Here is an 18204-nt window from a genome sequence, read left to right as displayed (position 1 = left end):
TCGCGCACAAGCCGGCCGGGGTTCGACCCGCGCCCGTGCGCGGCGGTGCCCCCCTCGGGTGACGGGCGGCCGGGAGCCGCGTCCGGGGGTCCCCGGGTCCGTAGAGTGGCGGGACCCGGGATACAGCGCCGGAAGGAGGGCCGTCGTGGTGCACCCGCCGCTCCCCGACGCGCTGGCCGTCGGGGAGCCCGCCGCCGACCTGAGCTCCTGGCTGGACGCCATCGCCGAGCTCACCCGGGCCGCGAACCGGACCGCGCCGCTGGACGAGCTGCTGGACCTGATCGCCGGCACGACGGCCCGGCTGACCGGCTACGACTTCTGTGCCGTCTTCGTCGCCGACCCGGAGCGGCAGGCGCTGATCATCCAGGGCTCCTACGGGCTCTCCCAGCAGTACATCGACGCCATCAACGCGCGGACCCCCATCCTCGTCCGCGCGGGCGACACCGCCGAGGGCCCCTCCAGCCGGGCGTTCCGCGCGCAGCGACCCACCACGGTCCTCGACATCAGCGCCGACACCGCGTCCCGGTCGTGGGAGACCGTCGCGGCCCAGCAGGGCTACTCCTCGCTGCTCGCCGTCCCCCTCGTCGTGGGGCAGGAGCCGTTCGGGCTGGTCAACTGCTACACGGTGGAGCGGCACGACTTCTCCGCGCGGGAGATCATCCTGATGGAGAGCATGGCCAACCAGGCGGGGCTGGCCATCGAGACCACGCGCCGGCTGGCCGAGACCCGGCGGCGGGCGGACCGGCTGGCCGCGGAGGCGGCCGCGGTGGCCGGCGAGCTGGACGTGCAGCGCCAGGCCGACGAGCACCATCGCGAGCTGCTGCGGGTGGTGCTGCGCGGCGGCGGGCTGGCGGCCATCGCGGAGTCCCTGGCCGCGCGGCTGCGGTGCGGCGTCGCCATCGACGACGCCGGCGGGCGGCTGCTGGCCTCGGCGTGCGGCGACGGCCGGCCCGGGTCCGGCACCCGCCGGGTCGCCGCCGCCTACCAGCGGGCCCGGACGCGGGTCGGCGAGGAGATGGACCTCGAGGCGGTCACGGTCCCCGGGGAGGAGGGCGACCCCGCCGGGACGGAGGGCCTGGTCGTCCCCGTCGTCCTCGACGAGGAGGCCGTCGGCCACCTGTGGGCCCTTCACCCGCAGCAGCCCCTCGGGCCGCCGCAGCGGCAGGCGCTGACCCGGGCCGCCGCCGTCGTCGCCCTGGCGCTGCTCAAGGAGCGGACCGCCCAGGAGGTGGAGTGGCGGCTCTCCCGCGACTTCCTCGACGACCTCTTCGACCCCGGCAACCAGACCCCCGAGGCGCTGCACGCCCGGGCCCGCCAGCTCGGCGCGGACCTCTCCCGGCCGCACACCGTGCTGGTGATCCGGCGCGACCCCGCGCCCGGCACGTCCGGCGGCGGCTCCGAGGACCGGGAGGCCCACGCCCAGCGCGCGCTGGTGTCGCTGGTGCAGCGCAGCGGCGCCGCCTGGGGCGGCGCCACCCTCACCGCCACGCGCAGCGACCACGTCGTGGTGCTGTGGCACGACGACGAGCACCACCGCTCGGCCCGGGAGTTCGCCGAGCACGTCCGCCGGGAGATCCAGGCCTACGCCAGCGGCTGGACGGCGACCATCAGCGTGGGCCCGACCTGCGCCGAGGTGCGGGAGTACGGGGACGCCTACCGGCTGACCTGCGGCGTCCTGGACCTGGTGCAGCACTCCGACCGCAGGGACCGGGTGGTGTCGCTGGACACGATCGGCGCCTACCGGCTGCTGCTGCAGGTCAAGCGGCCGCGGGAGCTGCAGTCCTTCGCCGAGTCGATGCTCGGCACCGTCCACGCCTACGACCAGCAGCACCAGACCAGCCTGCGGGCCACGCTGGACTGCTACATGTCCCACCGGTGCAATGTGTCGGTCACCGCCAAGCAGCTGCACGTGCACCCCAACACGGTGGCCTACCGGCTGCGGCGGGTGGAGGAGCTGCTGGACCTCGACCTCGGCGACCCGCAGGCGCTGCTGCACCTGCAACTGGCGCTGATGGTCGAGGCCGTCCTCGGCGAGCACACCGACTGACCCGGGTCAGCGCGGCGCCAGGTCCGCGATGGTGCGGCGCACCCCGGCGACGTACCCCTCCCCCGGCCGCACCGGGTGCGGCACGACCGCGACGGTCGCGACCTCGGTGTCGTCCCAGGCCGCGAGCTGCTCCCGGCACCGGGACGGAGGGCCGACCAGGCAGTACTCGTCGACGAGGCGGTCGGAGATCGCGGCGCGCAGGCCGGCCTGGTCGCCGGCGTCCGCGGCCGCGGTGATCGCCGCCGCCTCGGCCTCGTACCCGGCCCGGGCCAGCGCGCTGGTGTAGCTGGGCAGCCGGACCCAGTACGCCAGCGACGCCCGGGCGGCCTCCCGCGCCGCCGGGAGGTCGTCGCTGACGAAGGCGTGCACGGCCGCCTCGACCGGCGGCGCGCTGCGGCCGGTCCGCCGGCCGGCCCGGGCGGCGGCCTCGGTCAGCGCGCCGATGCCCGAGCGCGGGACGAGCCAGGCCATGACGCCGTCGGACTCGGTGGCCCCCGCCTCGGCCATCCGCGGCCCCACCGCGGCGGTGTAGACGGGGACCGGGTGCTCGGGACGGCGGAAGTCGAGCAGCCGGCCCTGGTACTCCTGCGGCGGCAGGTCGGGATAGCGCTCCCGGCCGCGGCCCTCGAGCACGGCCTTGACGTCCCGCACGTAGGCCGGCAGGTCGGTGCTCGGCCGGCCCACCGGGACGCCGAGCGCCTGCAGGCGGACCTTGTGCCCCAGCCCCACCCCCAGGACGAAGCGGCCACCGGAGAGGTCGGCGGCGGTGACGGCCATCTGGGCGGCGATCACCGGGTGGCGCAGGTAGCTGATCGAGACGTAGCTGCCGACCCGGATCCGGCTGGTGCCCAGCAGGATCGCCAGGTCGATGGAGAGCGTGTCGGTCAGGGACTCCGTCGTGTAGCAGGCGGCGTGGCCGGCGTCCTCTGCCGCCCGCCCCAGCTCCACGAAGTCCGCGGTGCGGGCGGGGGCGAAGGTGAGCAGCGCGATGCCGGTCTCGGGCATGCGGGCGCGGGTCCTCCCTCCCGGTGGGCGCCGGGCCGCCCGCGGGCGGGCCGGCTCGGGCTCACAGCTGCAGGTACCGCTCCATCCAGCCGGGGTCGCGGCGCAGCGCCACGGCGTCGCCGCGGTGGACGACGACCCCCTGGTCGAGCACGTACACCCGGTCGGCCAGCTCCAGGGCCATCTGGCTGTTCTGCTCGACGAGGAGCACGCCGTGCCCCTCGTCGGCGATCCGGCGCAGCGTGGCCCCCATGTCGGCGGCGATGTTGGGCGCCAGCCCCTGGGTCACCTCGTCGACGAGCAGCAGCTTGCGGCCGCAGATGAGCGCGCGGCCGACGGCCACCATCTGCTGCTGCCCCCCGGACAGCCGGGAGGCGTCGCGGTCGAGATGGGCCTCCAGCTGAGGGAAGACCTGCAGGGCCCGCCCGATGGCCGCCTGCTGCTCGGCCTTGGGCAGCCGGGAGCCCAGTCCGGCCAGGCGGAAGTTCTCCCGCACGGTGAGCCCCGGGAACATCCGGCGGTCCTCGGGGACGTAGCCGACGCCGAACTGGGCGACGCTCTCGGCGGGCAGGCCGACGAAGTCCCGGCCCTCGCAGCGGATGTGCCCCCCGCGCACGGTGACCAGGCCCATGATCGACTTCACCGTGGTCGTCTTGCCGGCCCCGTTGCGGCCGAGCAGCGCGACGAGCTCCCCCGGCTGCACCGTGAGGGACACGCCCTGGAGCACGTGCGCGAGGCCGTAGTAGGCCTGCACCTCCTCGACCTGCAGCAGGGCGGGACCGGCGGCGTCCTGCCGCTCGGCGGGGCCCGCGCCCTGGGCGGTGCTCACCGGCTCCCCGTCAGGTAGACCTCTTTGACCTCCGGGTGGTCCCGGACCTCGTCCGGGGTCCCCTCGAAGAGCTTCCGGCCCTGGTGCAGCACGGTGATCCGGTCGGCGATGGTGAGGATCACGTCCATCTTGTGCTCGATCATCAGGATGGTCACGTCCCGGTTCAGCTCCTGCACCAGCTCGACCGTCGCGGCGGTCTCCGGAGGGCTCATCCCGGCGGTGGGCTCGTCGAGGAGCAGCAGCCGCGGGGAGGTGGCCAGCGCGATCGCGAGGTCGAGCCGGCGCTGGTCGCCGTGGGAGAGGTTGCTGGCGACGACGTCCCGGTCGGCGGCCAGGCCGATCCGCTCCAGCACCTCCTCGGTGCGCCGGGTGACCGCCCTGATCCCGTCGGCCGGGCGCCAGAACACGTACGCGTGGCCGGCGGCCTGGGCCGCGATGCGCACGTTCTCGAAGACCGTGAGCAGCGGGAACACCGTGGTGATCTGGTAGGACTTCGCCAGCCCCTTGCGGGCCACCTTCGAGTAGGGCATCCCGGTGATGTCCTCCCCGGCGAACCGCACCCGTCCCGACGTGGGCCGGGTGTGCCCGGTGATCAGGTTGAACAGCGTCGTCTTGCCCGAGCCGTTGGGGCCGATGATGGCGTGCAGGCTGCCCTCGGGGACCTCGAGGGACACGTCGTCGACCGCGTGGATGCCGCCGAAGGAGCGGTCCAGCCCCTGTGCCTCGAGGACCAGGTCGCCCGCCGACCGGCTCATCGCGCCGTCCTCCGTCCCCGGCGGACCAGCGAGGGCAGCGTCTGGGTGACCAGGCCCCACAGCCCCTGGGGGAAGGCCAGGACGCAGACCACGAAGATCGCGCCGACGATCAGCTGCCACGACGCGAAGGACCGGCTCAGCGAGCTCTCCAGCAGCAGGTAGACGACCGCGCCGAGGAAGGGCCCGAACAGCGACGACCGCCCGCCGAGGATCACCATGATCAGGACGACTCCGCTCAGCAGCCAGTACGGCTGCAGGCCGACGAAGTTGTTGAGCATCGCGAACAGCCCACCGGCCAGCCCGGCGACCGTGCCGGCGACGACGAACGTGGCCAGCTGCACCAGCCGGGTGTTGTAGCCGCAGCCGCGGGCCCGCTCCTCGTTCTCCCGGATGGCCTGCAGCACCCGGCCCATCGGCGACTCGGTGTAGAGGACCATGGCCGCGAACACGACCAGCACGACCACCGCGGTGAAGAGGAAGAACGTCAGCGGGTCGCGCAGCGCGTTGAGCTCGATGGTCACGCCGGGCAGCCACAGCGTCGGGACGGGGATGCCCGACAGGCCGTCGTCCCCGCGGGTGACGCTGTCCCACTGCAGCGCGATGAAGAAGCCGAGCTGGGCGAAGGCCAGCGTCAGCATCGAGAAGTAGACCTCGGTGCGGCGCAGGCAGACCGCGCCGACGAGCAGCGAGAGCACCGCCATGCTGCCCGCGGCGACCAGCATGGCCAGCCACGCGCTCGTGCTCACGTGCAGCAGCACCAGCCCGGCCGCGTACCCGCCCCACGCGAACGGCAGGGCGTGACCGAAGGAGACCAGTCCGCCGTAGCCGACGAGCAGGTTCAGCCCGGCCGCCCAGAGCCCGTAGACCAGCATGCCGATCGCCAGGCTGGGGTTGGGCACGGTGAACATGACGACCACCGCGAGCACCACCAGCAGCGCCAGCTGGCCCCAGGTCCACCGGGCCGGGCCGGCGCCGCGCGTGCGCGCGATCGTGACCGCGGCCGCGCCGGTCCCGGCCGGGGTGCCGTCGGAGGCGGGTGGCGTCCTCAGGTCGGTCATGTCGCCCCCAGGAGGCCGCGCGGCCGGAAGGTCATCACCAGGATCATGAGCACGAACGGCACGATCCCGGCGTAGATGCTGGCGTACAGGGTGGTCACCGACACCAGGACGCCGATCAGCAGCCCGGCCACGACCGCGCCCCAGAAGCTGCCCATCCCGCCGACCACGACCACCACGAACGCGAGGATGAGGATGTCGGCGCCCATCTCCGGGTAGACCCCGGTGATCGGCCCGGTGAGGACGCCGGCGATGCCGGCGACCGCCACGCCGATGGCGAAGACCAGCGTCCGGTACCGGTCGAAGCGCACGCCCAGCGCCCGGATCATCACGTGGTCGCGGATGCCGGCCCGGACGATCAGGCCGACGTTGGTGCGCTGCAGGAACAGCCACAGCCCCGCCACGACCAGGCCCACGACGAGGACCACGAACAGCAGGTAGGCCGGCAGCGGCCGGCCGACGCCCAGGTCCACCTGGAAGTCGAGCAGGCCCGGCGAGGGCACCCGGCGGCCGCCCGACCCGGCGACCAGCCGCACACCCTCGATGAGGATGTAGGTCAGGCCGAAGGTGAGCAGCAGGGCGTCGACCTGGTCCCGCCCGTACATCGGCCGGATGATCGTGCGCTCCAGGGCGGCGCCGAGCACCGCCATCGCGATGGGCACCACCAGCAGCGCCAGCCAGAGGTCGCCGGTCATGGTGGCGAGGTAGGAGGTCAGGTACGCGCCCAGCATGTACAGGGCGCCGTGCGAGAAGTTGATGAACTCCAGCAGCCCGAAGATCAGGTTCAGGCCGAGCGCGAGCAGCACGAGCAGCGCGCCGCTGACCAGACCCAGCAACAGCTGGGAGACCAGCTGGTCCATGCGACCCCCTCCCCCTGTCGGTGTCCTCCGGACGGGACGGCGCGGCGCCGGCCGGTCAGCCCGCGCGCTGGAACTCGGTCCGGACCTCGTCGCAGGTCGGGGCGAACTCCTCGGTGCCCGGTGCGGTGGAGACCACCTCGCGGTAGCCGAACTGGGCGTCCCCACCGCGGCTCTCCGCCTCGTCCGCGGCCAGCCCCTCGAGGATGTAGATGGGGATGAGCGCCTGGTGGTCGCAGGCGCGGATGGTCATGTCGCCCTGGCCGAGGGAGACCTCCAGGCCCTCCATCCCCTCACGGAAGGTCTCGGGGGTGTCGTTGCCCTCCTCGACCATCTGCGCGATGAGGTTGACCGCGTTGTAGGTGTAGACGCCGTATCCGCCCGGCGGGCTCCCGTGGGCCTGCCGGTAGGCGTCGACGTACTCCTGCACGCCCTCGTCGTCGACGTTCCAGTAGAAGGCCGCCATCGCCCACGTGCCGTCGATCAGGTCGAAGCCGAGCTCCTGGTCGAAGCTGAGGTCCTCGAGGGTGAAGAAGGTGCGGAACCGGTCGGTGAGCCCGAACTGCGCCGCCTGGCGCAGGAAGCTGACCTGGTCGCGGCCGACGCCGCCGAACACGAGGACCTGGGCGCCGGAGCCCTCGATCGTCGGCACGTAGGGGTTGAAGTCGGTGGTGCCCAGCGGGAAGAACGCGGTGCCGGCGACCGTGCAGCCCGGCTGCTCGGGGATCGCCGTCTTGTACCCGGCCTCCTGCTCGTAGCCGAACGCGTAGTCGGGCAGCAGCAGGAAGACGCTCTGCCCGAGCTCGCTGCAGATGAACGGGGCGGCGGCGTTCGTCGTCTGGGAGGGCACCGGTGCCAGGTGGTAGGTGAGCTCCTCGTCGAAGTTCGGCGGCCGGTTGAGCTGCTCAGTCTGACAGGCCCCGAGGTAGGGGACGCCGGCCTGCGTGGCGATCTGGTTCATCGCCAGCGTCGTGGCCGCCGAGACGCAGCCGGTGAGGAAGTCGACCTGCTCCTCCTGCACGAGCGCCTGCGCCTCGCGGAGGGCGACGTCCGGCTTGAGCTGGTCGTCGCGGACGACGAGCTCGATGGGGCGGTCACCGATCCGGCCCCCGAGCTGCTCGACGGCCAGCTCGGCACCGCTGCGCTGCTCCTCGCCCAGCTGCACGTAGGCGCCGGTGAGGCCGGTGATGACGCCGATCCGGACCGGCTCGGTGGACCCGCCGCCACCGCCACCGCCACCGCCACCGCCACCACCGACGGTCCCGCCGCACGCGGCCACCAGGAGCGCCACAGCCGCCACCAGACCGGCCCTCGTCCGCATCGGACTCCCCTCTCGCCGTCGCACGGTGGGCGAACCCTACGAGGGAGGACGTGACCCGGATCTCATGCCGGCGCACATGATCACCCCGTCCCGGCTTGTGGATCGGCACAACCACACCCGGTTCCCGGTGCGGTTGCATGCCAGGGCGGCCCCACGACCGGGGCGACCCGCGCACAGGAGGACCGCGTGCAGATCGGCCTGTTCCACTCCATCCAGTGGCCCGAGGGCAGCGACCAGCGCGACCGGTACGAGCAGGCCCTCACCCAGGCCTGCCACGCCGACGCGGTCGGCTTCGACTCCATCTGGCTGACCGAGCACCACTTCAGCCGGCACGGGATCGTGTCCGACAGCCTGGCCGTCCTCGGCCACCTGGCCGCCCGCACCAGCTCGGTGCGCCTCGGCACGGCCGTCTCGGTCCTGCCGCTGCACCACCCCCTGCGGTTCGCGGAGGCGGCCGCCACGGTCGACCAGCTCAGCGGGGGCCGACTCGACCTGGGGATCGGCCGCGGCTACCAGCCCGGGGAGTTCCGCGGGTTCGGGGTCGACATCGCCGAGAAGCACGACCGCTTCGCCGAGGCGCTCGACGTGCTGCAGCGGGTGTGGTCGGCCGACGGCCCGGTGTCCCACGCCGGGCGGTACTGGTCGTTCGAGGACGCCTACCCGCAGCCGCGACCGGTGCAGCGGCCGCACCCGCCGCTGTGGGTGGCCACCGACAGCCCGGACGGGCTGGCCCAGTGCGCGGCCAACGGCTGGGGGGTGCTGCTCCCCCAGGGCACCTCGCCGACCGTCACCGCCGGTCAGGTCAAGCGCTACGCCGAGGCGCTCGCCGGGGTCGGCGCGGGTCCCGAGGACGGCCGGGTGTACCTGGCCCGGGCCGCGCACGTGGCGGCCACCGACGAGCAGGCGTGGGCGGAGGCGCGGGGACCGTACGAGGACTTCCTCGGCTACGCCGACAAGCTGCGGCGGGCGCAGGCCGGCAGCGACCCGGGCGGCCGCAGCCCGTTCGACCTGGACGCCGACCTGCGCGACAGCGCGCTGTTCGGCAGCCCGGGCACGGTGCTCTCCCGGCTGCGGGAGATCCGGGAGCTCGGCGTCGAGCGGGTGATGCTCTTCCTGCACATGGGCGGGCTGCCGCACGAGCGGATCATGTCCTCGCTCGACCTGCTGGCGGCCGAGGTCCTCCCCGTGGTCCGGGACTGGTGACCGTGTCCACCCCGGTGGTCGACGCGCAGGTGCACGTGTGGCTGCCCGAGTCCTCCGACCGGCCGTGGCCGCCCGGCGGCGCGGAGCGGGCCAGGTCGATGCACCGGGCCGAGCCGATCAGCGGCCCGACCCTGCTGCGCGAGATGCGCGAGGCCGGGGTCGACCGCGCCGTCCTCGTCCCGCCGTTCTTCGAGGGGTACCGCAACGACTACGCCGTGGCCTGCGCGACCGAGGCCCCCGACGCCTTCCGGGTCATGGCCCGGGTGGACCTGCGCACCGGGGACCCCGGCCCCGTGCGCGAGCTGCTGCGCGACCCGGTCGTCGCCGGGGTCCGGCTGGTGTTCCTGCCGGCCGACGCCGGACGCGTCGACGACCCGGGCGCCGAGTGGCTGTGGGCGTTCGCCGAGGCCGAGGACGTGCCGGTCATGCTGCTGGCCTCCGGCCAGCTCGGTGCCCTCGGCGACCTGGCGCGGCGCCGGCCGGGGCTGCGGCTGGCCGTCGACCACCTCGGGCTGACCGGTCGGGCGACCGACGCGGCGGCCGCACCGGAGATCGAGGAGCTCGCCGGACTCGCCGTCCTGCCCACCGTCTCGGTCAAGGTGACCGCGGTGCCCTGCTACAGCACCGAGTCCGCCCCGTGGCCGGCGATGCACCCGCACCTGCGCCGGCTGTTCGACGCCTACGGGCCCGAGCGGCTGTTCTGGGGGTCGGACCTGTCGCGGCTGCGGGGGGCCTACGCCGACCTGGTCCGGCTGTTCCGCGAGGACCTGGACTTCCTGACCGGACCGGACGTCGACGCGGTCATGGGCGCGAGCGTGCTGCGCTGGCTGGGCTGGCCGGCCTGAGGGCCGCGGCGGGGCGGCCGTGACCGCCGTCCTGCTCGGCCTGCTCACCGCCGTCCTGTTCGGGTCGGCGGCGTACCTCGGCCCGGTGCTCGGCCGCCGGCACTCCCCGGGCGCGGTGCTGGCGGCCGGCCAGGTGTCCGCCGTCGCCGGGGCCGGCCTGCTCGTCGCCCTGCTGGGCGCGCCCGCGCCGCCGGCCGGCGCGCTGGTCCTCGGGCTGCTGGCCGGCATCGCCAACGGGCTGGCCCTGCTGGCCATGTTCGAGTGCGCCCGCCACCTCCGGCTGTCGGTGATGGCCCCGATCGGCGCCTCGGGGGGCGCGGTCCCAGTGGCGGTGGCGCTGGCCTTCGGCGAGCGACCGGCGGTGTGGCAGCTCGCCGGGATCCCGCTCGCGCTGCTCGGTGTCGTCCTGGTCGCGGCGGGCCAGGCCGGTGGCTCGGGCGAGGACCCGCCCGGGGGACGGCAGCGCCTGGGCCTGGGGCTGGCCGCGGCGTGGGCACTGCTGTACGGGGTCTTCCTCAGTCTGTTCTCCGGCGCCGTTGCCACGGGTGGCGCGGACACGTCCGCGGCGTCGTGGGCGGTGCTCACCAGCCGGGCGACGCTGCTCATCACCGTCGTCCTCGTGCCGGTCGTGCGGCGGTCGCCGCTGGGCCTGGAGCGGTCGGCGCTGCCGCTCGTCACCCTCAACGGGCTGCTGATCCTCGGCGGGGTCACCGCCTTCGCCGGGGCGTCCGCGGCCGGCCTGGTGAGCGTCGTGTCGGTGCTGGCGACCCTGTCGCCGCTGGTGACGGTGGCGCTGGCCGTGGTCCTGCTGCGCGAGCGGCTGGGCGCCGGCCAGCAGGCCGGGCTCGCCACGGCGACGGCCGGCGTGGTGCTCCTGGTCGCGGGCTGACCGGCCCGGGACCACCCCGGTCAGCCGGCCAGGATGGCCGCGGCGATCCGCTCCGGGGTCAGGGGCAGGTCGCGGACGCGCACGCCGATGGCGTCGGCGAGGCCGTTGCCCAGGGCGGCGGTCACCGGTCCCCCGGTCACCTCCCCCGCACCGAGCGGCGGTTGCTCCGGCCGGTCGAGGAGCGTGACGTGGACCTGCGGGACGTCCGGGAAGCGGAGGATCGGATAGCCGTCCCAGTCCCGGCTGGTCACCGCCCGGTCGTTGAAGGTCACCTGCTCGCACAGCGCCCAGCTGGTCGCCTGGACCGCGCCGCCCTCGAGCTGGTTGGCCAGCCCGTCTGGGTTGACCACCTGCCCGACGTCCACGGCCACCCACAGGTCGCTCACCCGCAGCTCGGTCACCGCCTCCACCCGCGCGACCACCGCGCAGTAGCCGCAGACGCCCTTGTACCGCGAGTAGCCCAGCCCCCAGCCCACCGACTCCTCCGGCTGGCGGCCGGCCCACCCGGACCGCTCGGCGACCGCCCGGACCACGGCGCGGGCCCGCTCGTCGTGCAGCTGGCGCAACCGGTACTCCAGGGGATCGGCCCCGGCCCGGGTCGCCAGCTCGTCCACGGCCGACTCGATGGCGAAGACGTTGACGGTGGCGCCGAGCCCTCGTAGGGCGGAGGTCCGCAGCGGCGTGTCCAGCACCCGGTGCGCCCGGACGCCGAGCTCGGCGACGGCGTACTCCGGGACGGCGTCGCGGGCGTTGCCCCCGCCGGTCGCCAGCGGGGGGTCCGCGGCCGCGACCGTCGTCGCGCCGGCGGCGTGGGCGGCGCCGAGCAGCCTGGGCCGGCCGCCGGTGTGCGGCCGGCTGAGGTGCCCGTTGCCCCAGGAGTCGTGGGACCAGGTGACCAGGTCGCCGCGCTCGTCGACGCCGATGGCGACCTCCACCGCCATCGCCGGCCCGTAGGGCTCCCAGGCGAACTCGTCGTCCCGCGACCACACGACCTGCACCGGCCGACCCGGCACCGCCCGGGCCAGCAGGGCCGCGTCGCAGGCGACGTCGTCGGCGCTGTTGTGGCCGTAGCAGCCGGCCCCCTCGACGTGCCGCACGACGACGGCCTCCGGGGCCAGGCCGAGCGCCGTCGCCAGTGCCCGGCGGAGCGGGTGGATGCCCTGGCTGGCACACCAGACCTCCAGCCGCCCACCGTCCCAGCGCGCGACCGCGCAGCCGGGGCCGATCGAGGCGTGGGCGACGTAGGGCCGGGTGTAGGTGGCCCGGAACCCGGAGACGACCCGGCCGGCCGCCGCGGGGTCCGGCCGGCGCAGGACCTCCGTCACCTCGGCCGGCCGGCCGACGAGCTGCCCGGGGTGCCAGCCGGCACCCCTCCCGGACCGCTGCTCGCGGTCCTGCCAGCGGGTGCCCGCACGCAGCCGCTCGGCCGCGCGCACGGCCTCCTCCTCGCGGGTGGCGACCACGCCGAGGAAGTCGCCCTGCTGGACGACGGCGACCACTGCGGGCAGGTCGCGCACCGGCCCGTCGTCGCAGGACACCAGCCGTGCCGACGGCGACGGCGGGCGCACCACCCGGCCGGACAGCTGACCGGGCAGCGCCAGGTCGTGCACGAACGCCGGAGCGCCGCTGAGCTTAGGGAGCAGCTCCACGCGCGGCACGGGACGACCCACGACGACGTGCCGGGCGGGGTCCTTGGGCGCCACGGTGCCGGTGACCGGGGTGTCCAGCGCGGCCCGGTCCACGAGGTCCCAGTAGGTCCCGCAGGCCCAGCCCGCGCCGTCGCGGACCGCACCGTCGAAGACGGTCAGCCGGTCGGCCGGGACGCCGGTGCGGACCGATGCCGCCGCGAGCGCGCCAGCACGGACGTCGGCGCAGACGGCGCGGACCGCGGTGCCGGAGTCCATCACCGACCGGCTCCCCGCGGTCAGCCCCTCCTCCGGGCCGCGGTCGGTCGCGGCGGGGACGACGACCACCCGCTGCACGTCGACGTCCAGCTCCTCGGCAGCGATCTGCACGAGGGCGGTCAGGATCCCCTGCCCCAGCTCGACCTTGCCCACATGCAGCAGGACCGTGCCGTCGGGCGCGAACCCCACCCACGAGGACCGGAGGGGGTTGGCGCGCAGGCTTGGGCCGGGCGGGTCCGGGACCGTGGCGACGCCCGGTGCGGCCCCCGACCGCGCGCTGGTCACGGCGTACCGGCCCGGCCCGGACCGGCAACGGCTGCCGGGCCGGTCACCGGTCGTCCCGCCCGTCGGCGGAGTGCAGGGCGTCGGCCGCCTGCAGGACCGCACGGACGATCCGCCCGTGTGCGCCGCAGCGGCACAGGTTGCGCTCCAGCGCCCGTGCCACCTGGGACCGCTCCTGGATCGCCTCGTCCCTGAGGAGGGCGCACGCGGAGATGAGGACGCCGGACGAGCAGTAGCCGCACTGCGCCGCCTGCAGGTCGAGGAAGCTGCGCTGCAGTGTCCGCATGACCGGGTCGCCGGCCAGCCCTTCGACCGTGACGATGTCGTGCCCCTCCACTGCCTGGACCGGCACGTCGCACGACGGGGTCGGGTGTCCGTCGAGCAGGACCATGCAGGCGCCGCACTGGGCCAGTCCGCACCCGAACCGGGAGCCCGTCAGGCCGAGGTCGTTGCGCAGGAGGTACAGCAGTGGTGCGTCCCCGCGGCAGGTCACCTCTGCCGCGAGGCCGTTCACGCGGAAGCGGAAGGTCGCCTCGTGGGGCACCCGCCGGGCCATGCTCCACTCCGGGCGGGTCACCGGCGGACTCCGCCGCCGCCCGGGCCCCCGGACGGCACGGGCGCGCTCACGCCAGTACCGAGTCCAGCCAGGCGGCCACGCGGCCGCCGACCTCGGCCTCGTAGCCGGTGTAGAAGTGGTCGCAGTCCCGGATCACGACCACGTCGACCCGTCCGCCGGCCAGCTCGGCGAACCGCTCGGCCGGGTAGAGCTCGACGTCCTCCCGCTCGCCCCGCACGTAGAGGACCGGGCAGGTGATGCGTGGGGCGTTGTCCAGCAGGGACGGCAGGTTGCGCGCCATGTCGAGGAACGAGCCGGCGGTCGTCACGTAGTACCAGCCGGGCATGAGCAGGAGCTCGTCGGGCCGGCCGGCGGCGACGAGGGCGGCGGCCCGGTCGGTCAGCTCGTCGAGCCGGTCGCCGGCCAGCAACCCCAGCGCGGAGGCCCGGGCGAGCATCTGGGTGCCACCCAGGTGCGCCGACAGGAGCACCAGCGCGGGGGTCTCGGGGTGGCGCGCGACGTGCTCGGACGCCAGCATCCCGCCGTTGCTGTGCCCGATGACGACCGGGGCCGGGTGACCGCGCCCGGCCAGCCACCGGGCAGCGCGCTCGTTGTCGTCGATCGCCTCGGCCACGGTTTGGTAGGCGTTGCCCTCCGCCGTCCGCGTGCGGGCGCTGACGGTGTCGTGGCCGTGCCGGTTGAAGCTGAGAACCGCCAGCCCGATGCCGGCCAGGTGCGGCGGCAGGAACCCCGAGGCGCCGTAGTAGAAGTTCATGCCGTTGCCGTGCATGAGCATCGCCGCGGCCCGCAGCGGCCTCCTCCCGGGCTCGTAGAACAGGCCGTCCAGCGGCGTCCCCGGAGCCGGGACCGCCACCAGCTCGGCCAGGACCGCCGAGCCCTCCGGCCGGGTCCCCGTCACCGGCCGAGCGGGATCGTCCGCCGCTCCTGCGCGGACCGGGCCAGCGCCGTGGTGAGCTCGACGCTGCGCAGGCCGTCCACGCCGGAGGGGCTCGGTTCCTCGCCGCGGAGGACGGAATCGGCGAAAGCGCTCACCGTCGCGACGAAGGCACCCGCCGAGGAGACGCTGCGCTCGCTGGTCCCGTCGCGCCCGAGCACGGTCAACGTGCCGGTCAGGTTCGGCCGGGTCACGTTGCGCCCGAGCACCGTGCCCTCGGTCCCGTAGACCGACAGGTCCTGCTGCGGATTGGGCAGCGACTGGTTGGCATTGACGTAGGCGAGGGCGCCGTTGTCGAAGCGCAGCACGGCGAGGGCCAGCGTGTCGACCTGGAAGCCGGGTTCGACGTCGACCACCGCCGTCGCCTCCACCACCTCGGCGCCCAGCAGGTAGCGCAGCAGGTCGTAGGCGTGCACGCCCATGTTGTTCATCACGCCGGCACCGGCTAGGCCCGGGTCGGTCCGCCAGCTCTTCGGCAGCATCCGGCCGGGCCCGAGCTCGACCTGCACCAGCCGCACGTCGCCGATCCGCTCGGCAGCCAGCAGGTTCCGGACGTCCTGCATGCCCTCGTGCCGGCGGGTCTGGAAGGTGATGCCGAGGCGGACACCGGCCTCGCGGCAGGCGGCGACGGCACGCTCGGCGTCGGGGACCGACGTCGCCAGCGGCTTGTCGCAGAGCACGTGCTTGCCCGCGGCCGCCGCCGCGACCACCTGCTCGGCGTGCAGGCCGTTGGGGGTGGCGATGTAGACGGCGTCGACCGCCGGGTCGGCCAGCAGCGCGGCGTAGTCGTCGTGGGCGGCGGCGGCGCCGTGCCGGGCGGCGAAGTCGCGGGCCCGGCCCGCGTCGCGGCTCACCACGCCGACCAGGGTGCTGTTGTCCGCGGCGCCGATCGCCGGTGCGATCTCGCTGTCGGCGATCCGGCCGAGGCCGACGATCCCCCAGCCGATCCGGTGTGCGTCAGTCATGTGGTGCCTCTCGGTCGTGCGGTGGTCGCTGGGCCGTGCCGTGGCGGCCGGGGGGATCGGCCGCCACGGCACGGGGTCACGTCGACGGGATCACGGGGAGCAGCAGATGGGACTGCCGGTCGGGGCCGGTGTGCACGGTGACGTCGCCGCCGAACACCTCCGCCGGCCGGTCCCGGGGGTCGTCGTGCTTGAAGGGACCCACACCGTTCCAGACGCCGGCGAGCTTCGGCGTCCTGTCCTCGATGTCGCCGGGGTAGACGTAGTCCCTGCCGCGCACCGTCAGGGCGATCCGGTGGCCCGGCGGCACGACGATGCAGGTCGGCCAGATCTCCACGTCCAGCTCGTAGACCTGACCGGGCACGAGCGGCTCGATCTCGTCGTGGGAGTGGTACGGCCGGTACGGCAGCGTCAGCTCCTTGTCGAGCTTGCGGTGCGAGGCCCGTAACCACCCCTGGGCGATCGGCGTGTGCGGGTCCAGAGCGCCGTGGAAGACGACCTCCTTCAGGTCGGGCCCGAAGACCCGGACGACGAGGAAGAGGTCGGCGTCCTCGGTCGCGGACGAGACGAACAGCTTGGCCGCCAGCGGGCCGGTGATCTCCACCTCCTCCTGCACCGGCGGCAGCAGGAAGGTCGCGCCGTCGCCCAGCCCGGCGTAGGTCACCGAGCTCTCGGCCTGCGGCGCCTCCGTGGCGAGGGTCAGGTCCGCGGCGTCGAGGAAGTACTTCCGCCACTCCGTGCGCGCCAGGGGCCACTCGTCCTCGTGCCGCTCCACGAAGCGCTCGCCCGGGTGCCGCACCTGCAGCAGCACCCTCGGCTGCTCGGTCCAGCCGGTGTCCTCACCCTTGAGGAAGTGGCCGAAGAACCTCTTCTGCAGGGCCACCCCGTAGTCGGTGTAGAACTCGGTCCAGTGCTCGAGCCCGTGGACCTCGAGCCACTTCTGGTCGCCCGCCGAACGGACGAAGCCCTCGAAGTTGCCCCGCGGGTGCAGGCCCTGACCGCCCCAGTTCGCCGACGACAGCAACGGGGTGCGGACCTTGCTCCAGTCGGGCATGCGCGACTGCCAGTACTCATGGGTGTCGAGCTTGTGGGCCAGGCAGTCCTCATAGAAGTCCCGCCGGTTGGCACCGAGCTCCTCCGGTGACAGCGTCTCCGGGCCGGACACCCAGTCACCGGTCAGCCGGCTGCGGTAGCCGTTGGTGCCCTTGCCGTGCTGGACGCTCCAGACCTGCGCCTCCGACCACGCCTTGGAGAACCCGTTGCAGAAGATCCCGCCGTGATGGGCCATGTCCCGGTAGAAGTCGGCCGCACCCTCCCACGTGCAGATGGCTGCGAGGTGCTCCGGCTGCAGGGCGGCGGTCTGCCACTGGTTCTCCGCGAAGTAGGAGATCCCGTTGAGCCCCACCTTGCCGTTGGACCACGGTTGCACGCCGGCCCAGTCGACACAGATCGCGAGGTCCTGGGCCTCGCGCAGGGACCAGATGTCGATGACGCCCTCGGAGGTCCCGGCGCCCCGGCTGTCGACGCGGATGACGACGTAGCCGTCCGGCACCCACTTCTCCGGGTCGACGACCTCCCACACCTGGTACTTGTTCGTCGAGCCGGTCGGCACGTCCGGGTGCTCGGCGCACATCAGGTGCCACTGGTGGGCGTAGCCGTCCTCGAAGTGCAGCTGCTTGCCGTACGGGCCCAGCGTCATGATCACGGGGTACCGGCCCTCGGCCGGCGGCCGGTAGACGTCGGCGCGGAGCACGACCCCGTCGTCCATGACGATCGGCGTGTCCCAGTCGATGAGCATGCCGTCGCGCAGTTCGGTCTTCTCCCGGTGGCGCATGGGTCTCCCTCGTCGTCGGATGCGGGCCGCGGGGCGGCGGAAGGGGTGGTGGACCTCAGCCGACCTCACGCTCGGCGGCGATCACGTCCTGCATGAGCAGGTCCCAGACGTGCGCGGTGACCTCCTGGAACCGCGCGCTCTTGAGCGTCGCGCGGGTGCGGGGGTGCGGGATGCCCACGTCGATGACCTCGTGGATGTGGCTGGGCCGGCCCTTGAGCACCACCACGCGGTCCCCCATGAGGACCGCCTCCTCGATCGAGTGGGTCACGAACATCATCGCGATGGGCCGGGTCTCCCAGATGCGCAGCAGCTCGAACTGCAGCACCTCCCGGGTCTGGGCGTCGATGGCGCTGAACGGCTCGTCCATGAGCAGGACCTGGGGTTCGACGGCGAGCGCGCGGGCCAGGCCGGCGCGCTGTTGCATGCCGCCGGACAGCTGGTGCGGATAGGACTTCTCGAAGCCGGCGAGGCCGACCATGTCGATGTACTCCGGGACCACCTCGGCGATGCGTTCCTTGGGCGCCTTCGCCAGCTTCAATCCGTAGGCGACGTTGTTGTAGACGTTCTTCCACGGGAAGAGCCCGAAGTGCTGGAAGACCATGCTCACCCCGGGCGTCGGCCCCTCGACCGGCCTCCCGTCGATGGTCACCGAGCCCGAGTTCAGGCGGGTCAGCCCGTCGACGCTGCGCAGCAGGGTCGTCTTGCCGCACCCGGACGGGCCCACGATCGAGACGATCTCCCGGTCCTGGATGGTCAGGTCGATGCCGTCGAAGACGGTCAGGTCGCCGTAGCGCACCCCCGCCCCCGACACGACGACGCGGGGGCCGGTCGCCGGAGGGGGCGCGGCGCCCTCCGGAGCCGCGCCGGGACCGGTGGTGGATCGGGTCATCGCTGCGCTCCTCGTCCCC

General features: G+C 74.1%; 16 protein-coding genes. 4 read left to right on the top strand and 12 right to left on the bottom strand.

Translation table 11 applies throughout. The features are described 5' to 3' along the window. The first annotated feature begins 145 nt into the window (after positions 1-145). Positions 146-2047, top strand: coding sequence for a helix-turn-helix domain-containing protein (locus BLW63_RS07060; RefSeq protein ID WP_170856680.1), 1902 nt, complete (start codon positions 146-148; stop codon positions 2045-2047). Positions 2048-2053: 6 nt separating this feature from the next. Here BLW63_RS07060 and BLW63_RS07055 read toward each other — a convergent pair whose 3' ends face one another. The 6 genes from BLW63_RS07055 to BLW63_RS07030 form a co-directional block, all read right to left on the bottom strand. Then, on the bottom strand, positions 2054-3052 hold the full coding sequence (locus BLW63_RS07055; protein WP_091152901.1) for an LLM class flavin-dependent oxidoreductase: 999 nt from the start codon (positions 3050-3052) through the stop codon (positions 2054-2056). Positions 3053-3113: 61 nt separating this feature from the next. Further along, the gene (locus tag BLW63_RS07050; RefSeq protein WP_091152898.1) at positions 3114-3878 is read right to left on the bottom strand and encodes an ABC transporter ATP-binding protein; all 765 of its coding nucleotides are present in this window, start codon (positions 3876-3878) and stop codon (positions 3114-3116) included. Further along, positions 3875-4633 (bottom strand): ABC transporter ATP-binding protein, encoded by a 759-nt coding sequence (locus tag BLW63_RS07045; protein ID WP_091152895.1) that lies wholly within the window; start codon positions 4631-4633, stop codon positions 3875-3877. Before BLW63_RS07045 ends, BLW63_RS07050 begins: the two co-directional genes overlap by 4 nt. Next, the gene (locus BLW63_RS07040) at positions 4630-5691 is read right to left on the bottom strand and encodes a branched-chain amino acid ABC transporter permease (protein WP_091152892.1); all 1062 of its coding nucleotides are present in this window, start codon (positions 5689-5691) and stop codon (positions 4630-4632) included. Before BLW63_RS07040 ends, BLW63_RS07045 begins: the two co-directional genes overlap by 4 nt. After that, entirely contained in the window at positions 5688-6548 is an 861-nt protein-coding gene (locus BLW63_RS07035; protein WP_091152890.1) for a branched-chain amino acid ABC transporter permease, read from the bottom strand. The genes BLW63_RS07040 and BLW63_RS07035 overlap by 4 nt, the downstream gene beginning before the upstream one ends. Before the next feature lie 55 nt (positions 6549-6603). Next, complete coding sequence (locus BLW63_RS07030) at positions 6604-7866, bottom strand: ABC transporter substrate-binding protein (RefSeq protein WP_091152888.1); 1263 nt, start codon at positions 7864-7866, stop codon at positions 6604-6606. Positions 7867-8052: 186 nt separating this feature from the next. Here BLW63_RS07030 and BLW63_RS07025 point away from each other — a divergent pair, with 186 nt between their 5' ends. From BLW63_RS07025 to BLW63_RS07015, 3 genes are read left to right on the top strand one after another with little or no spacing between them, the layout of a single operon-like run. Continuing rightward, positions 8053-9069: an LLM class flavin-dependent oxidoreductase gene (locus BLW63_RS07025; protein WP_091152886.1), complete on the top strand. Its 1017-nt coding sequence runs from the start codon at positions 8053-8055 to the stop codon at positions 9067-9069. After that, a complete protein-coding gene (locus tag BLW63_RS07020) occupies positions 9066-9914 on the top strand; it encodes an amidohydrolase family protein (protein ID WP_170856679.1) in 849 nt (282 codons plus the stop codon). Before BLW63_RS07025 ends, BLW63_RS07020 begins: the two co-directional genes overlap by 4 nt. A 19-nt stretch (positions 9915-9933) precedes the next feature. Then, complete coding sequence (locus BLW63_RS07015; RefSeq protein ID WP_091152882.1) at positions 9934-10803, top strand: hypothetical protein; 870 nt, start codon at positions 9934-9936, stop codon at positions 10801-10803. 20 nt (positions 10804-10823) lie between these two features. Here BLW63_RS07015 and BLW63_RS07010 read toward each other — a convergent pair whose 3' ends face one another. From BLW63_RS07010 to BLW63_RS06985, 6 genes are all read right to left on the bottom strand, one after another. Then, positions 10824-12992, bottom strand: a complete 2169-nt coding sequence (locus BLW63_RS07010) for a xanthine dehydrogenase family protein molybdopterin-binding subunit (RefSeq protein WP_091152880.1) — start codon at positions 12990-12992, stop codon at positions 10824-10826. 43 nt (positions 12993-13035) lie between these two features. Further along, a complete protein-coding gene (locus BLW63_RS07005; RefSeq protein WP_211517040.1) occupies positions 13036-13566 on the bottom strand; it encodes a (2Fe-2S)-binding protein in 531 nt (176 codons plus the stop codon). A gap of 46 nt (positions 13567-13612) precedes the next feature. Continuing rightward, a complete protein-coding gene (locus BLW63_RS07000) occupies positions 13613-14464 on the bottom strand; it encodes an alpha/beta hydrolase (RefSeq protein WP_091152878.1) in 852 nt (283 codons plus the stop codon). Further along, entirely contained in the window at positions 14461-15465 is a 1005-nt protein-coding gene (locus tag BLW63_RS06995; RefSeq protein ID WP_139263498.1) for a Gfo/Idh/MocA family protein, read from the bottom strand. Before BLW63_RS06995 ends, BLW63_RS07000 begins: the two co-directional genes overlap by 4 nt. Positions 15466-15541: 76 nt before the next feature. Next, positions 15542-17296 (bottom strand): CocE/NonD family hydrolase, encoded by a 1755-nt coding sequence (locus tag BLW63_RS06990; RefSeq protein WP_211517039.1) that lies wholly within the window; start codon positions 17294-17296, stop codon positions 15542-15544. A 55-nt stretch (positions 17297-17351) separates the two neighbouring features. Further along, the gene (locus BLW63_RS06985) at positions 17352-18185 is read right to left on the bottom strand and encodes an ABC transporter ATP-binding protein (RefSeq protein WP_091152874.1); all 834 of its coding nucleotides are present in this window, start codon (positions 18183-18185) and stop codon (positions 17352-17354) included. Positions 18186-18204: the final 19 nt, after the last annotated feature.

This window comes from Geodermatophilus africanus, from assembly GCF_900107105.1.
GTDB classification, from domain to species: Bacteria; Actinomycetota; Actinomycetes; order Mycobacteriales; family Geodermatophilaceae; genus Geodermatophilus; species Geodermatophilus africanus.
The sequence above is the reverse complement of the archived record's forward strand: the minus strand, read 5'-3'. Positions and strand labels throughout refer to the sequence as shown.

Bases quoted from the DNA above. Each gene is read 5' to 3' on its own strand.
- BLW63_RS07040 (WP_091152892.1), bottom strand. From the start codon at position 5,691: ATGACCGACCTGAGGACGCCACCCGCCTCCGACGGCACCCCGGCCGGG.
- BLW63_RS07045 (WP_091152895.1), bottom strand. From the start codon at position 4,633: ATGAGCCGGTCGGCGGGCGACCTGGTCCTCGAGGCACAGGGGCTGGAC.
- BLW63_RS07055 (WP_091152901.1), bottom strand. From the start codon at position 3,052: ATGCCCGAGACCGGCATCGCGCTGCTCACCTTCGCCCCCGCCCGCACC.
- BLW63_RS06985 (WP_091152874.1), bottom strand. From the start codon at position 18,185: ATGACCCGATCCACCACCGGTCCCGGCGCGGCTCCGGAGGGCGCCGCG.
- BLW63_RS07035 (WP_091152890.1), bottom strand. From the start codon at position 6,548: ATGGACCAGCTGGTCTCCCAGCTGTTGCTGGGTCTGGTCAGCGGCGCG.
- BLW63_RS06995 (WP_139263498.1), bottom strand. From the start codon at position 15,465: ATGACTGACGCACACCGGATCGGCTGGGGGATCGTCGGCCTCGGCCGG.
- BLW63_RS07030 (WP_091152888.1), bottom strand. From the start codon at position 7,866: ATGCGGACGAGGGCCGGTCTGGTGGCGGCTGTGGCGCTCCTGGTGGCC.
- BLW63_RS06990 (WP_211517039.1), bottom strand. From the start codon at position 17,296: ATGCGCCACCGGGAGAAGACCGAACTGCGCGACGGCATGCTCATCGAC.